The sequence below is a fragment of the uncultured Tateyamaria sp. genome, from assembly GCF_947488715.1.
GTDB lineage: Bacteria > Pseudomonadota > Alphaproteobacteria > Rhodobacterales > Rhodobacteraceae > Tateyamaria.
Genome location: NZ_CANLAG010000004.1, coordinates 42,569 through 58,116 on the forward strand (window position 1 = coordinate 42,569; position 15,548 = coordinate 58,116).

14 protein-coding genes are annotated in these 15,548 nt (G+C 64.3%); 8 read left to right on the plus strand and 6 right to left on the minus strand.

Annotation, left to right across the window (positions count from 1 at the left end; all coding sequences use genetic code 11):
• Positions 1 to 123 precede the first annotated feature (123 nt).
• From Q0936_RS10640 to Q0936_RS10650, 3 genes are read right to left on the minus strand one after another with little or no spacing between them, the layout of a single operon-like run.
• A complete protein-coding gene (locus Q0936_RS10640; protein ID WP_299297951.1) occupies positions 124 to 1,167 on the minus strand; it encodes a quinone-dependent dihydroorotate dehydrogenase in 1,044 nt (347 codons plus the stop codon).
• Entirely contained in the window at positions 1,164 to 1,604 is a 441-nt protein-coding gene (locus Q0936_RS10645; RefSeq protein WP_299297953.1) for a DUF1330 domain-containing protein, read from the minus strand. The genes Q0936_RS10640 and Q0936_RS10645 overlap by 4 nt, the downstream gene beginning before the upstream one ends.
• On the minus strand, positions 1,601 to 1,948 hold the full coding sequence (locus tag Q0936_RS10650; protein ID WP_299297955.1) for a DUF952 domain-containing protein: 348 nt from the start codon (positions 1,946 to 1,948) through the stop codon (positions 1,601 to 1,603). The genes Q0936_RS10645 and Q0936_RS10650 overlap by 4 nt, the downstream gene beginning before the upstream one ends.
• Positions 1,949 to 2,088: 140 nt before the next feature.
• Between Q0936_RS10650 and Q0936_RS10655 the strand changes: the two genes are divergently transcribed.
• Positions 2,089 to 3,648: a 5'-nucleotidase C-terminal domain-containing protein gene (locus Q0936_RS10655; RefSeq protein WP_299297957.1), complete on the plus strand. Its 1,560-nt coding sequence runs from the start codon at positions 2,089 to 2,091 to the stop codon at positions 3,646 to 3,648.
• 114 nt (positions 3,649 to 3,762) lie between these two features.
• A complete protein-coding gene (locus tag Q0936_RS10660) occupies positions 3,763 to 4,446 on the plus strand; it encodes an SOS response-associated peptidase (protein WP_299297959.1) in 684 nt (227 codons plus the stop codon).
• 3 nt (positions 4,447 to 4,449) lie between these two features.
• Here the strand turns inward: Q0936_RS10660 and Q0936_RS10665 are convergent, their stop codons facing one another.
• Both Q0936_RS10665 and Q0936_RS10670 read right to left on the minus strand, forming a co-directional pair.
• Positions 4,450 to 4,797 carry a hypothetical protein gene (locus Q0936_RS10665; protein ID WP_299146173.1) on the minus strand — a complete coding sequence of 116 codons (348 nt, stop codon included), beginning with the start codon at positions 4,795 to 4,797 and terminating at the stop codon, positions 4,450 to 4,452.
• 96 nt (positions 4,798 to 4,893) lie between these two features.
• Positions 4,894 to 5,781: a LysR substrate-binding domain-containing protein gene (locus tag Q0936_RS10670; RefSeq protein ID WP_299297961.1), complete on the minus strand. Its 888-nt coding sequence runs from the start codon at positions 5,779 to 5,781 to the stop codon at positions 4,894 to 4,896.
• A gap of 100 nt (positions 5,782 to 5,881) precedes the next feature.
• Between Q0936_RS10670 and Q0936_RS10675 the strand changes: the two genes are divergently transcribed.
• Positions 5,882 to 7,105, plus strand: coding sequence for an acyl-CoA dehydrogenase (locus Q0936_RS10675; RefSeq protein ID WP_299297963.1), 1,224 nt, complete (start codon positions 5,882 to 5,884; stop codon positions 7,103 to 7,105).
• Between the two features lie 10 nt (positions 7,106 to 7,115).
• The gene (locus tag Q0936_RS10680; protein WP_299297965.1) at positions 7,116 to 9,266 is read left to right on the plus strand and encodes a thiamine pyrophosphate-dependent enzyme; all 2,151 of its coding nucleotides are present in this window, start codon (positions 7,116 to 7,118) and stop codon (positions 9,264 to 9,266) included.
• A 211-nt stretch (positions 9,267 to 9,477) separates the two neighbouring features.
• Here Q0936_RS10680 and Q0936_RS10685 read toward each other — a convergent pair whose 3' ends face one another.
• Positions 9,478 to 10,473, minus strand: a complete 996-nt coding sequence (locus tag Q0936_RS10685) for an ester cyclase (protein WP_299297967.1) — start codon at positions 10,471 to 10,473, stop codon at positions 9,478 to 9,480.
• 101 nt (positions 10,474 to 10,574) lie between these two features.
• Between Q0936_RS10685 and ugpC the strand changes: the two genes are divergently transcribed.
• The 4 genes from ugpC to Q0936_RS10705 all read left to right on the plus strand — a co-directional run bounded on the left by ugpC (position 10,575) and on the right by Q0936_RS10705 (position 15,533).
• Complete coding sequence (gene ugpC / locus Q0936_RS10690; protein ID WP_299297969.1) at positions 10,575 to 11,621, plus strand: sn-glycerol-3-phosphate ABC transporter ATP-binding protein UgpC; 1,047 nt, start codon at positions 10,575 to 10,577, stop codon at positions 11,619 to 11,621.
• Positions 11,622 to 11,724: 103 nt separating this feature from the next.
• Entirely contained in the window at positions 11,725 to 12,945 is a 1,221-nt protein-coding gene (locus Q0936_RS10695) for an extracellular solute-binding protein (RefSeq protein ID WP_299378110.1), read from the plus strand.
• Between the two features lie 57 nt (positions 12,946 to 13,002).
• Entirely contained in the window at positions 13,003 to 14,508 is a 1,506-nt protein-coding gene (locus Q0936_RS10700; protein ID WP_299293057.1) for a GMC family oxidoreductase N-terminal domain-containing protein, read from the plus strand.
• Positions 14,505 to 15,533 (plus strand): sugar ABC transporter permease, encoded by a 1,029-nt coding sequence (locus Q0936_RS10705; protein ID WP_299293059.1) that lies wholly within the window; start codon positions 14,505 to 14,507, stop codon positions 15,531 to 15,533. The genes Q0936_RS10700 and Q0936_RS10705 overlap by 4 nt, the downstream gene beginning before the upstream one ends.
• Positions 15,534 to 15,548 lie beyond the last annotated feature (15 nt).

Consider the following 15,548-nt stretch of genomic DNA (forward strand, 5'->3'; position numbering starts at 1 on the left):
GGGACGCTCGGGATAGAGGCTCGAGCGGGACTCTCGGAATATAGGCTAACGCGGGCTGCGGGTGTGTGACCCTGGGGGCCAGCCCCCAGACCCCCGGAGTTTATCTGGCAAGATGACAGGGAGCTAGAGCCAGTCCTTGGCGTTTGTTCCCGTGGCCTCGGCGACCGATTGGAAACCGTCCTGTTTCAACTGGGTTTCGAGGCCCCGCGCGATGCGCGCGCCAAGGCTGAGACCGCCGTAGACAAGCCCGGTATACAGCTGCACGGCTGACGCGCCTGCGCGGATCTTGGCATAGGCGTCGCGGGCCGAAGAGATACCGCCCACGCCGATCAGCGGCACTTTGGTGAGGCTGTGCAGCTTTGCCAGCACGCGGGTGGATTTCTCAAAGAGTGGCGCGCCGGACAGCCCGCCTTTTTCCGGGGCGTGGGCGCTGCGCAGGCCGCTGCGGTCCAACGTGGTGTTGGTGGTGATGATCGCGGCGACGCGCGCGTCTTCGGCCACCTTGGCGATGTCGGCCAGATCCTGATCGGTCAGGTCGGGTGCAATTTTCAGAAAGACTGGGATGTCGCCCCGCACCTGCATCACCCCGTCCAGCAGGGCGGCCAGCGCCATTGGCCCCTGCAGGTCGCGCAGTTTTTCGGTGTTGGGGCTTGAGACATTGACCGTGGCAAAGTCGATATGCGCCGCACAGTGTTGCAGCACGCGGGCGAAATCCTCGGCCCGGTTGGCGCTGTCCTTGTTGGCGCCGAGGTTCAGGCCCACGGGCACGCCCTTGGGCCGTTTGGCCAGCCGTGCACCGATGGCCTGCATCCCGTCATTGTTGAAGCCAAAGCGGTTGATGGCGGCGGCGTCCTCGGTCAGGCGGAACAGGCGCGGCTTGGGATTGCCGGGCTGTGGCAAGGGCGTGGCAGCCCCCACTTCGATCCAGCCGAAACCGGCGCGGGACAGCGGGGCGATGGCGGTGGCGTTCTTGTCGAACCCGGCGGCGAGGCCCACGGGGTTGGGCAGGTCCATGCCTGCCAGATGCGTGCGCAGGCGCGGGCTGGTCAAAGGGCCGGGCAGGGCGGCCAGCGGTGTGTGCAGCGCCTTGAGCGCCAGACCATGCGCCAGTTCCGGGTCAAGGCGGCGCAGCGCCTGTGTGCCGATCCGTTCGAGCGTCTGTTTCATCCGAATACAGCACCCCCTTGGGCCGGGGCGCAGCGGATCAGCCGCGAGGTTTTCACCGCCGCTTGCCGGTGCACCACAGCGCGTTGGTATTCGGGGTCCGTGACCATCGCCAGAAAGGCGCCCGCATCGGGGTAGCGCGCGATGAACATCGCATCCCACGCCTCGTCTGCGGGGCCGATCAGCACGGTGTCAAAGCCGCCGCGCCACAGGATCGACCCGCCCACGCGGGCCAGCACCGGGCCGGACTGTTTGCCATAGCGCGCATAGGCCTGCGCGCCGGTCAGCCCATCTCGGGCCAACACGTGATCACCGGGATAATTCGCCAGATCGTTGAACCGAACCAGGTTCAGCATCTCGATGGGCGTGTCGCGGGGCAGGTCCTTGAACGCCTCGAACTGGGCGCGATCCGGATCAATGAACGCCTCCGCCCCGCTCATGTGTCGAACCCGGCCCCTGCGGGAAACACATGCGCGCCATCCACCAGCGGCAGCGGTTGCGCCCAGTGCACGTCACTCAGCCGCATTTCGCGGTAGAGGTGGGGAAATTCAGCGCCGCCGCGTGACACCTCCCACTTGAGCGCGTCACCCAGAGCGTCGGTCTCAACGGCGATCAGGAACAGGTTTTCCTCACTGGCAAAGTGCTTGGCCGCAGTCTCGGCGGCCTGTGTGGCGGTGGAAAAATGGACATACCCATCCGCCACATCGATCGGCGCGCCGGGTGTTGCACCGTTTTCACGCAGCGCGGCCCATTCGGGGGCGCGGAAAATCTTGTAAATCAACATGGGGCGGTCATGCCCATTGCCCGTCTGCTGGTCAAGTGGGCGTTGTCGTCCTTTTGTCGTCTCCCTTCCGTAGGAACCTCTTTGACTCGTGGCGGCGATTGCTGTCACGTTGCTGTCATAACCAAAACGGGAGACACCAGATGACGCGATTTCTGATGGGTACAGCTGTGTTGGCGCTGAGCGCAGGCATGGCATCGGCCGAATATACGCTGCACATTCTGCACACCAACGACATGCACAGCCGCATCGAATCGATCAACAAATACGATTCGACCTGCAACGCCGAGGGCGAGGCCGAGGGCAAATGCTTTGGCGGTGTCGCACGGGTCAAATCGGCGATCGACGCCAAAAAGGCCGCGCTGGACAACCAGAACGTCGTGGTGCTGGACGCGGGCGACCCGTTCCAGGGCTCGCTGTTCTACACCACCTACAAAGGGGCCGCCGAGGCCGAGTTCATGGAACAGATGGGCTATGACGCCATGGCCGTCGGCAACCACGAATTCGACGACGGCCCGCAGGGTCTGGCGGATTTCATCGGCAAGGTCAGCTTCCCCGTCATCTCCGGCAACCTTGACCTGTCGTCCTCAGCCGAGCTCAAGGGCAAGGTCGACAACCACGTCGTGCTCGAGGTGGGCGGCAAGAAAATCGGCGTGATCTCTGCGCTGGCCACCGACACGGTCGAGACATCCTCGCCCGGCCCCGACGTTGTGTTCCAGGACGAGATCGAGGCGCTCAAAGCTGACGTGGCCGTGCTACAGGGTGAGGGTGTCGACATCATCATCGCGCTCAACCACGTGGGCCTGGCCAAGGATCTGGCGATTGCCGAAGCCGTGGACGGCATCGACGTGGTGATCGGCGGGCACAGCCACACGCTGATGTCCAACGACGACGACGGCACACCAGCCTATCCGACCATGGTGGGCGACGCAGCTGTGGCACAGGCCTATGCCTACACCAAATATCTGGGCCACCTGACCGTCACCTTTGACGATGCGGGCAATGTCACCGCGGCATCGGGTGACCCGATGGTGCTGGACGCCTCGGTCGAACCCAACGCCGCCTTTGCCGCGCGCATCGCTGAAATGGGTGCCCCCATCGAAGAGATGAAAACACGCATTGTCGCCGAAGCGGCAGATGCCATCGAAGGTGACCGTTCGGTCTGCCGGGTTCAGGAATGCCCCATGGGCTCGCTCATTGCCGACGCGATGCTGGACCGGGTCAAGGATCAGGGCATCGAGATTGCGATCCAGAACGGCGGCGGCATCCGCGCCTCGATCGACGCCGGCGAAGTGACCATGGGCGAAGTGCTGACCGTGCTGCCGTTCCAGAACACCCTGTCGACCTTCCAGGTCTCGGGTGAGGCGATGGTGGCAGCCCTCGAAAACGGCGTGAGCCAGATCGAAGAGGTCAAAGGCCGCTTCCCGCAGGTCGCGGGCATGTCCTTTGCCTTTGACGCGGCCAAGCCCGTGGGCGAGCGCATCAGCGACGTGATGGTGGGCGGCGCGCCCATTGACCCGGCCAAGGTCTACGGCGTGGTGTCCAACAACTACGTGCGCAACGGCGGCGACGGCTACGCGATGTTCACGACGGCTGAAAATGCCTATGACTTCGGGCCCGACCTGGCGGACGTGCTGGCGGAATACCTGGCGGCCCAAGGGCCATTCACGCCCTATACCGATGGGCGCATCACGGTGAAGTAAGCCACCAAACCGCACATACAGACGACAAAAGGCAGGGGGCACACCCCTGCCTTTTTCATGTCTGCAAGGGGGGCGGACTTACGCGGCGCGGCGGGTTGCGCTAGCGTGGATGCCATGTGTGGACGATTTGCCGTAACCCTGCCGCCGGACGCCATGGCACAGCTCTTTGCAGCGGTGCCGGCCAACGACTTGCCCGATGTGCCAAATTACAACGTCTGCCCGACCAATGCGGTGCATGTGGTGACGGCACAGGACGGGCAGCGCCAGCTTGGTGCGATGCGCTGGGGGTTTGTGCCGCACTGGTACAAAACGACCTCCGACGGCCCGCTGCTGATCAACGCACGGGCGGAAACCATCGCGGAAAAACCGGCCTTTCGTGCGGCCTGCCGTGAACGGCGCGGCATCATCCTGGCCACCGGCTTTTACGAATGGACACGCGATGGCGACACACGCCTGCCGTGGTACATCACCCGCACGGACGGCGCGCCGCTGGCCTTTGCCGCGATCTGGCAATCCTGGGCGGCCAAGGGGCAGGACGACCCACCCATACGCACCGCAGCGATTGTGACAACGGGGGCCAATGCGCCCATGTCGGCCATCCATCACCGGATGCCTGTCATCCTGACACCGGATGATGTGGCGCTGTGGCTTGGCGAAGCGGGAAAAGGGGCCGCCACGCTGATGCGGGCTGCCCCTGATGATGCGCTGACATGGCACCGGGTCGCGCGCGATGTGAACTCAAACCGCGCGTCCGGCCCCGATCTGATCACACCGCTGGGCGATGTGATCGAAGACTGAAGATCAATCCAGCGGTGCGTCGGAAAAGCTGACGTTGCCCTGTGTCAGGTACGCGCCGTCGCCATCCGTGGCGTCCTTGTCAAAGAACGTGTTCTGGATGCCCTGTTCCATCACCATGAAATACTCGCCGCCATGCGAGATGGGGCCGATTTCCCATGCGCCGTTCTTGGCGATGATGTTGTGGTCGTTGCCCGAGATGTTGTGAAACCGCACGGTGTCGCCGGAATCGATGTAGGTGACAGCCGGGAAATAGGCGTCGGGCAGGATCAGGATGGTGTGTTCAGCCGCCTGGGCCGCTGTGGCCGAAGCCAGCGTGGCAACGGTCGCCACAAGAGAAATCGCGCGCTTCATGGCCGCACTCCTTGGTTGTTTCGGCCCCACCCGAAAGACAGAATCATCTGTGCAGGTTATCGCGTGGGATTGGGGCGGAAATGCGGCGGGTGTGGGTCATGCATCAGGCAGTTGCGTCAAAAGCCAGGCACGAAATGACCGTAGGCTGGGCGGGGCGGGGCGCTCCTCAGGCCACACCAGATAGTAGTCACCGATGCTCTGCCCCGCACCACCCGCCGCCGGGACCAGCGCACCGCTCTCCAGATGCGGCGCGGCGACAAATGTGGGCAACAGCGCAATGCCCAGCCCGTGAATTGCCGCCTGTGCCATGGTGGAAAACTGGTCGAACACCATGCCCGGTGCCGTTGGCGCAGGCACGGCATGTGCCGCACACCACCGCGCCCAGGCGCGCGGACGGGTGTCCAGATGCAGCAGGGGCAGGCGGGCAATCTCCGCCACATCCGCGCCCTCAGGCACGTTGCCCGGTGCCGCAACCGCCACGACCGTTTCAGGCATCAACGGCTGATACCCCGCACCGGGCCAGTCCCGACGCCCGAAATGGATCGCCGCATCAAAGGGCTGGCTGCGAAAGTCAAAGGGCGCCAGCCGCGTCGACAGGTTGACCGTCACCTCCGGATGGGCGCGGGCAAAATCGGCAAGCCGGGGGGCCAGCCAGTGCATGCCAAAGGCGGGCAGAATGGCCAGGTTCAACGCGCCACCTTCCGGGTTCGCCCCCGCCGTCACCGACGCCGACCCCAACCGGTGCAGCACATCGCGCACCTGCTCGGCATAGCGCCGCCCCGCAGGCGTCAGCACCAGCGCACGGCCCTGCCGTACAAAGAGCTTGGCGTCGATCTGTTCCTCCAGCGTCTTGAGCTGACGGCTGACAGCACTCTGCGTCAACGACAGCTCCAGCGCCGCATCCGTGGCCGACCCCAGCCGCGCCACCGCCTCGAACGCCAACAGCGCCGGGGTCGATGGCAGATAACGGCGATGCGCGAACATATGAGTTTTCCTCATGGATTGCAGGACAAGCCGTCGTTAGATGTTCCCGCCGAGTTCTGCAATACTGCCGCCAAACCGTGACAACCCGAGGAATGCCGCCATGAACGCAGAAACCAAAGTTCTCAAGGCCAAGGACGCGCCCGATCTCGGCAGCTTTGACTGGTCCGACCCCTTCCGCCTGTCCCAGCAGTTGTCCGAGGACGAGCGGATGATCCAGGCCTCCGCCGCCGCCTACGCCCAGGAAAAGCTGGCCCCCCGCGTCGTCAGCGCCTTTGCCGATGAAACCTCCGACCCCGAAATTTTCGCCGAAATGGGCGCGATGGGCCTCCTCGGCGCAACCCTGCCCGAGGAATACGGCGGCTTGGGCGGCTCTTACGTCTCCTACGGCCTCATCGCTCGCGAAATCGAACGCATCGATTCGGGTTACCGGTCGATGATGTCCGTGCAATCCAGCCTCGTGATGTACCCGATCTATGCCTACGGCTCCGAAGACCAGCGCCGCCGCTACCTGCCCAAACTGGCCTCGGGTGAATGGATCGGCTGCTTTGGCCTGACCGAACCCGACGCAGGCTCCGACCCCGCAGGCATGAAAACCACCGCCAAAAAGGTCGATGGCGGCTACGTGCTCAACGGGGCCAAGATGTGGATCTCCAACGCGCCCATCGCCGATGTCTTCGTGGTCTGGGCCAAATCCGACGCCCACGACGGCAAGATCCGCGGCTTTGTCCTCGACAAGGGTACCAAGGGCCTCTCCGCGCCTAAGATCCAGAACAAACTCAGCCTGCGCGCCTCGATCACCGGCGAGATCGTGATGGAGAACGTCGAAATCCCCGACACCGCGCTCTTGCCGGATGTGCAGGGCCTCAAGGGGCCGTTCGGCTGTCTCAACCGCGCGCGCTACGGCATCGCGTGGGGGGCCATGGGGGCGGCCGAATTCTGCTGGCACGCCGCACGCCAATACGGGCTCGACCGCAAGCAATTCGGCAAACCGCTGGCGCAGACCCAGCTCTTCCAGAAAAAACTCGCCGACATGCAGACCGAGATCACGCTGGGCCTGCAAGGCGCGCTGCAAGTGGGCCGCCTGTTGGACGCAGCCCAGGCCGCCCCCGAGATGATCTCTATCGTCAAACGCAACAACTGCGGCAAGGCGCTGGACATCGCGCGCATGTCCCGCGACATGCACGGCGGCAACGGCATCTCGGGCGAATTTCAGGTGATGCGCCACATGATGAACCTCGAAACCGTCAACACCTACGAAGGCACCCATGACGTGCACGCCCTGATCCTGGGCCGCGCCCAGACGGGCCTTCAGGCCTTCTTCTGACCGCACGGGTATGGACCGCGTCTCGATCGTACATGACAATTTCCTGCGCCGTGTGGCGGCGCGGGATCTGCCCGAGGCGTCCCCGCACGGGCTGGACGCAGACACCAGCCGCGCGCTCTTTGACGCGCAATGCCTGACCCGCGCGCTCGATATCGTCAGCCGCGAGATGCAAAAGGCGGGGCAGGGGTTCTACACCATCGGCTCTTCGGGGCACGAAGGCATGGCCGCCGTGGCCCACGCGCTGCGCCCCGACGACATCGCCTTTTTGCACTACCGCGACGGCGCGTTTCAGGTCGCCCGCGCCGCGCAAAAGGGCCAGGACATGTGCCGCGACATGCTGCTGTCCTTTGCCTGTGCCGCGGACGACCCCGCCAGCGGCGGACGCCACAAGGTGCTGGGCAGCCGCGATCTCTTCATCCCGCCGCAAACCTCGACCATCGCCAGCCACCTGCCCAAGGCACTGGGCGCGGCCTACGGTCTGGGCCTTGCACGGCGGGGGCGCCCCGATCTCGCGATCCTGCCGCGCGACGGCATTGCGGTGGCCTCCTTTGGCGACGCCTCGCTCAACCACTCCACCGCCCAGGGCGCGATCAACGCCGCCGGGTGGACCTCCGTTCAGGGCGTGCCGCTGCCGCTCCTCCTGATCTGCGAGGACAACGGCATCGGCATCTCGACCAAAACGCCCACCGGTTGGGTCGCGGCCAGCCTCGCGCACCGTCCGGGCCTGACCTATTTCACCGGCGACGGCTGCGACCTCTGGGACGCGCACCGCGCCGCGACCGAGGCCGCCGCCTTTGTCCGCACCCACCGTAAACCCGCCGTGCTGCACCTGCGCACCGTCCGCCTCTATGGCCACGCGGGCGCGGATGTCGCCACCAGCTACCTGCCGCGCGCGGAGGTCGAGGCCGACGAGGCCAACGACCCGCTGCTGATGACCGCCGCTGGCCTCATGGCCCAGGGCATGGCACCGGACGACATCCTGCACATCTACCACTCCGCCCTCGACCGCACCCGCGCCGAGGCCGCCGAGGTCGCCAAAGCCCCCGCACTGCCCGACGCACGCGCCGTCATGGCCGCCATCGTGCCGCCACCCCGCGCGGCCGCCCCCACCAACGGCCCCGACGCGGACCAGCGCCGCTCCACCTTCGGCAGTGACCACGCCCAGATGGACCAGCCCCAGCCGATGTCGCGCCTGATCAACTGGGCGCTCACCGACCTGATGCTGGCCCACCCCGAAACCGTGATCATGGGCGAGGATGTGGGCCGCAAGGGCGGCGTCTATGGCGTCACCCAGAAATTGCACGCCCGCTTTGGCCCCGCCCGCGTGATCGACACGCTGCTCGACGAACAGTCCATCCTCGGGCTCGCCATCGGCATGGGCCACAACGGCTTTGTCCCGATGCCCGAAATTCAGTTCCTCGCCTATCTCCACAATGCCGAGGATCAGCTGCGCGGCGAGGCGGCAACGCTGCCCTTCTTCTCCAACGGCCAGTGGACCAACCCGATGGTGCTGCGCATTGCAGGCCTCGGCTACCAAAAGGGCTTCGGCGGGCATTTCCACAACGACAACGCGCTCGCCGTGCTGCGCGACATCCCCGGCCTCGTGCTGGCCTGCCCGTCGAACGGCGCCGATGCGGTGCAGATGCTGCGCGAATGTCACCGGCTGGCGCGCGAAGAAAACCGGCTCTGCGTCTTTGTCGAACCCATCGCGCTCTATCCCATGCGGGACGTCACGCCCGGCGACGGCGCATGGATGCGCAGCTATCCCGCGCCCGGCGCGACACTTCCCATGGGCGAGGTCGGCGTGGACGGCGCCGGCGACCTCGCCATCGTGACCTTCGGCAATGGCCGCTATCTCGCCGAACAGGCCGATGTGGAGAACGCCCGCCTGATCGACCTGCGCTGGCTGGCCCCCCTGCCGCTCGACAGCCTGTTGGTCGCCGTGGGCGATGCGCGCCACATCCTCGTCGTGGACGAGACCCGCAAATCCGGCGGCGTGGCCGAGGCCGTGATGACGGCGCTGTTCGAGGCCGGGCACACCCGCATCGCGCGCTACACCGCCGATGACAGTTTCATCGCCACAGGCCGCGCCTATGCCGCGACGCTGCCCTCAGCCGAGGGCATCCGCACCGCCGCCGCCGCCCTGCGCGCCAAGGGTTAAAGAAGAGTTACCGGAGCCTCGAAAACCTTAACAACGTGGGAACATGAATGGGGCGTTAACGTGGGCGGGCCGCGCAAAACGTACAGTCCAGGCGCAAAACTGTACGTTTTGCCCCAAAACCACGGATCACGCCGGATAGACGCCTGCAAAAACGTACAGTTCCCCACCAATTCCGTACATTTCGCCCGCAAACAGGCACCGCACGCTGCGTTTACCCCACCGTACGCTCCATCGCGTTCGACCGCGCAATCAGGTCCACCCCCATCTGCGCCATCAGGTCCATGTAGTCGAGGCAAACCCAGTTCTCCGCGATCTGCCCACCCGCGCAGCGATAGAAATCCATCACCCGCAGCGTCAGCGCCTTGCCCGTCGCAGGCACCCCCAGATAGGCGCCGCGATGTGTCATCGTCATCGACGGCCAGCCCGAGATCGCGGCGTAATTCCCCTGTCCGATCCGGGCATAGTGATTGCCCCCCTTGCGGTCCGGAAAGGCCGCCAGAAACGGCGCGCGGTGGTCCTGCACGAACCCGTCCCAGCGGTAGTTCGATCCCACTCCGCCGGGCCCGTACCACAGCATGTCGTCGGCCCAATATCCGCCCTCACCGGTCTGCCCCTTGGACGTGCCGGTGTTGGGGTCATAGACGTGCAAATCCCCCAGCATCGCCTCGATCAGATCAAGGCTCGCCGTCCCATCCCCGCCGGGCAGAATGCCATCATGGGTGGCCGGGCCGGGGAACAGCATCTCTGTCCCCAAAAGCCCGCCAAACGGATCCCGCCCCGCCTGCCGCATCAGGTCCGGCAGGTCCAGGATCACCCGTGCCTCGACGATGCGCCCGTGCTCTATGCGGTAAAATTCACCCGACCGCAAAAACGCCAACCGATTCGATGGCGCAATCCCCAAGAGCGGCCCCGCAAACGTGCCCACATAATGCGTCACTGCCGCAATCCAGTTGCCCCCCTCCGCGCGCCGATTGGCCCCGGTGATGAAAATCTCATCACGCCGCCGTGCGTGCCGCAGTGCAGCGCGAAGTGGTGCAAAAACCGTCTCCCACGCCGCCGCGCGCCCGGCCACCTCATTCACGGGATGCGAGAAATAAAAGGCGCAATCGTCCGAAAATGCGTCCTCCAGCGCTCGCTGCGCTGCGGCATCATCCTCTGCCCAAATCCCGGTCAATGCGGCGTGGATGCGCCCGATATCATCGCTCATCGTTTCAAAGCTCCCTGATTTTGCACACGTGTGCAAAAAACAGTTGCCAAGCCGCGGTGCGGATGTCTAGCCTCAATCAACACGCCGTGACGGGGGACCCAATGGCCGAAATCCAATTGCGCAATATCAACAAGCGGTGGGGCTCCTTTGTGGGCGTCGACAACTTTGATCTGACCATCGCGGACGAGGAATTTCTGGTCCTGCTGGGTCCGTCAGGTTGCGGCAAAACGACGACGATGCGGATGATCGCCGGGCTCGAAGACGCGACAGATGGCGACATCATGATCGACGGCAAACGGGTTAACGATCTCGACCCCAAGGACCGCGATGTGGCGATGGTGTTCCAGTCCTACGGGCTCTATCCGCACCTCAACGTCTACGAGAACATCCGCTTCCCGCTCAAGGTGCGCAAGGTCGATCCGGCGACCCATGACGAACGGGTGCGCCGCGCCAGCGCGATGGTGGAACTCGACGATTTCCTGCACCGCAAACCGGCGGAACTGTCGGGTGGCCAACGTCAGCGTGTGGCACTGGCCCGCGCCATTGTGCGCGAACCCAACGTGTTCCTGATGGACGAGCCGCTGTCGAACCTCGATGCGAAACTGCGCGTGTCCACACGGGCGCAGATCAAAAACCTCAGCCACGAACTGAAAGTCACCACCGTCTACGTGACCCACGACCAGATCGAGGCGATGACACTCGCCGACCGTGTGGTGGTGATGAAGCAGGGCAAGGTGCAACAGGTTGGAACGCCTACAGAAATTTACGATCACCCGGCCAATACCTTTGTCGCGTCCTTTATCGGATCACCAGCGATGAACCTGATGGAAGGCACCATGTCAGGCGGCACATTCACCGGCGACAACGTCTCGATCTCGGGGCTGTCAGTGCCGGACGGACCGGTCACCATGGGCTTCCGCGCCGAAGATGCCGAACTGGCCGAAACAGGTGGTGAAGTCTCTGCGCCGATCTACACGATCGAGCTGCTCGGTGACGCGACAATGTTGACCGTGCGCGCAGGCGGCCAGTTGGTTTCGGTCAAGGCACACAAGGAATACCGGGCCGAGATCGGGGACCCCGTCTCGTTCCGCGTACCGGCGGGCATCTGCCACGCCTTCTCTTCCTCCACCGGCGAGCGCATCGCCTGAGGAAAACCGCCCAGCCGCGCGGGGGCACCCACGGGGCCGGGCCAATCAAGCCGGTGCAGGCTTGCAAGATGCACTGGCGTCAAACGCAACAGGGAGTTTGCATATGTACTTGAAGAAACTGGCACTGGCGGGCGTTGTCTCGTTGATGGGCACGTCGGCTTTTGCCGCCTGCGCCTATGAGAACGATGTGCCGCTGAAGTCGCTGAGCGCGGGCTTTGAAGCATGGAAAGCCGTCACGGACGCTATGGCGGAGTGCGGCAATTTCCAGGCCGAGCTGGATCAGGAATTCCGCACCAAACAGCCCGCCGCATTTGAGGCGAACCCGTCGCTCTACCACATTGGTGGCGTGTCCAACGGCACTGTGACGCCGCTGTTGAACGCGGGCACCATCCGTCCGCTGGACGATCTGGTCGCCAAGTATGGTCAGAACCTCTCGCCCAACCAGTTGATCAAGGTTGACGGCAAGACAATGGCCATCGCCATGATGGTGAACACACAGCACCTGATGTACCGCGAAGACATCTTTGCCGATCTGGGCATCGCGACACCTACGTCCTGGGACGAAGTGTTCGCCGCCGCTGAAAAGATCAAGGCGGCAGGTGTCGTGGACCACGCCATTGGCGCCACGATGAAGTCCGGCTGGAACCTCGCGCAGGAATTCGTGAACATGTACCCCGGCTTTGGCGGTGCGTTCTTCAACGCGGACAACACCACGGCGGTCAATTCCGACGCGGGTGTCAAGGCGCTGGAAACAATGGCGAAAACGCTGGCGTACACCGATCCTGAAGTGCTGGTAAGCGACTCCACCTACGTGCAGCAGCAGTTCCAGCAGGGCAAGATCGCCATGTCGAACCTGTGGGCCAGCCGTGCCGGTGCCATGAACGACGAAAACGAAAGCTCGGTTGTGGGCAAGGTCAAGATGGCCGCAGCCCCCATTGCCATGGACGGCGGCGCGCCTGCGACGACCCTGTGGTGGGACGGTATCGTGATCGCCGCGAACATCACCGACGAAGAGGCTGATGCCGCGTTCCGTCTGGCGATGGAAGGTCTGGACGAAGAGATGGTCAAGGCCAACAACGAAGCCGCGATCTGGCTGGTCAAAGGCTATGAGCCCGGCCCGCTGGCCGCAGGTGCCATTGCCACTGCAACGGCCACTCCGTCCGCACCGCCATACCCGTCGACCACTCAGATGGGTCTGTTGCACACGGCGCTGGGCAACGAACTGCCTGCGTTCCTGACAGGTGACCGCGACGCGGCCGCCACGCTGGTCGCCGTCGAAGAAGCCTATACCACGTCGGCCAAAGAGGCCGGTGTGCTCGAGTAAGGCACACGCAGGGCTGGCCGGGGAAACACCCGGCCAGCCCGATGTTGCGGGGACAAGATGCAAACCGAATTTGACCATATTGTTGTGGGCGGTGGCTCTGCTGGATGCGCGGTGGCTGCGCGTCTTGCCGAACGACCGGGCGCACGCGTCTGTGTGATCGAGGCGGGGCCGTCGGATGCTGACATCCGGGTCAAGGTGCCATTTGGTCTGGTGCATTTGCTGGGGTCGGACCGGCGCAACTGGAAACGCCAGACGGTGCCGATGGCCGCAGCGGGCGGGCGTCGTGTGTCGGTGCCACGCGGGCGGATGCTGGGCGGGTCGGGGTCGATCAACTCGATGGTCTGGTTTCGCGGGACCCGCGCAGATTTTGACGCCTGGGCCTTGCCCGGCTGGGATGCCGACACTGTGTGGGACGCCTTTGATGCCGTCGAGGCGCGCATGACGCCCACCCGTTTGCCGCATCCCCACAGCCTGTCTAATGCGTTTGGTGAGTTGTTTGCCGCCAACGATCCGGGCGCGCCACCCACACCCGAACGCCAGAGCGCGGGCGTCTTTCACACCAACATGCGCAATGGCGCGCGGTGGTCGGCTGCGGACGGGTTCCTGCGTCCGTCTGGTGCCGATGTCCTGACCGGCGCTGAGGTGGACCATGTGACCTTTGACGGGGCGCGTGCCACGGGTGTGGTGCTGCGCGATGGCCGCACCCTGCGCGCGCTTGCGGGTGTTGTCCTGTCAGCGGGCAGTATCGAGAGCCCGATGATCCTGATGCGGTCGGGTATTGGCCCCGCCGCAGACCTCAAAGCCGCCGGGATCGAAGTTCAAGTCGATGCACCCGGCGTGGGTGATAACCTGCATGACCATCCGGGCTTTGGCCTGCATTTCAAAGGGCGCGGGTCGGGCTATGGCCTGACGCTGGGCCAGTTGCCTGCCTGGGCGGTGTCGCCGCTGCAGTGGCTTATGACGCGGTCGGGGCGGCTGGCCTCCAACACGGTTGAGGCGGGCGCGTTCTATAGTGTGACCGACAGCGCGGTGCCTGAAGTCCAGACACATTTCCTGCCGTTTCTGATGGGTTGGCAGGGGAGGTCGATCATCTGGGGTGCGGGGTATTTCGCCGATGTCTGCCTGTGCCAACCACGATCGCGCGGGCGCTTGCGCATCGGGCCGGATACACACGCACCGCTGATTGATCTGAACCTCTTTGGCGACGAACGGGACCTCGACATGATGACGGCCGCTGTTGCGCGGCTGCGCACGTTGTTGGAGCGGGCCGCATTTGGATCCCGCCGCGCGCCAGAGATGTTTCCCGGCCCAGATGTCACCGGCGAAGCCCTGCGCGAGACGATCCGCACCCGCGCCGGAACCGCCTATCACCCCGTGGGCACTGTTGCCCTGGGCGGGCCGCTGGATGCGCTTGGCGCTGTCAAAGGGGTCAGCAACCTGTGGGTTGCCGATGCCAGTGTTATGCCACGCATCACCAGCGCCAACACCAATGCCCCGTCGATGATGATCGGCTGGCAGATCGGTGGCCACGTTGCCGCCCACGCAAAAAGGAACGCCGCATGAAGTTCAAAACCTTCTTCTGGTTCGTTGGCCCGTCGGTCTTCATGATGTTGCTGTTCATCGCCGCCCCGCTGGTGTCGGTGTTCATCCAGTCGTTTCAGGTCACGCAACCGATCATGCAGCAGATCGAGGTCGAGACTTGCACGCCGGGTTTCCTGACGCAGACCTGTACAACCGAGGTCAAAACAGTGCCGGTCATCGACGAGGTAACCGGCAAGACGCAGACCACCACCGAATGGGTGGGTTTGCAGAGCTATCGCAACGTCCTGCAAATGGACAAGGTCTGGGCCGCACTGGGGTCGGGCAACTGGGGCGATATCCTGCAAATCGACTTTTGGAAGGCGCTGCGGTTCACGCTCAGCTTTACGCTGTTCACGCTGCCGCTCGTGATTGGGGTGGGCCTGTTGATTGCGCTGGCGGTGAACAACGCCGCGCGCAGCCTGCGCGGGCCGGTGATCTTTATCTCGCTCTTGCCATTCATCATCACGCCGGTGATCGGGTCACTGTCGATCTACTGGCTGTTTGTCGGCGACGGTATTCTGACGGCGACGCTGGAACGCTGGACGGGTCAGGACATCGCGATGTTCGCCCAAAGCTGGACCATCGAGATGCTGATGTATTTCTACAGGGTCTGGCACGTGGCGCCCTTTGCCTTTGTGATCTTCTATGCGGGCCTGCAGACGGTGAACATGGACACGCTGGAATCTGCGATCATCGACGGGGCCAACCGGTTCGAGCGGCTGCGCTATGTGATCGTGCCGCATCTGATGCCGTTGATCATTTTTATCGCGCTTATTCACCTGATGGACTGCTACCGCGTGTTCGAGGAAATCGTCGGCTTCCGCAGCCAGGCGCATGTGATCTCGCTTCAGTGGCTGACCTTTGATTTCCTGACACCGGACGATGCGGGCAACCGTGCCATCAGCCGGGCATCGGCCAGCGCCATGCTCACCATGATTGGCATTGTGGTCCTGCTGGTCCTGCCACTGCGCCGCACCTGGCGCGACCACAAGGGAGGGGCGCACTGATGCGGTATCTCCAAG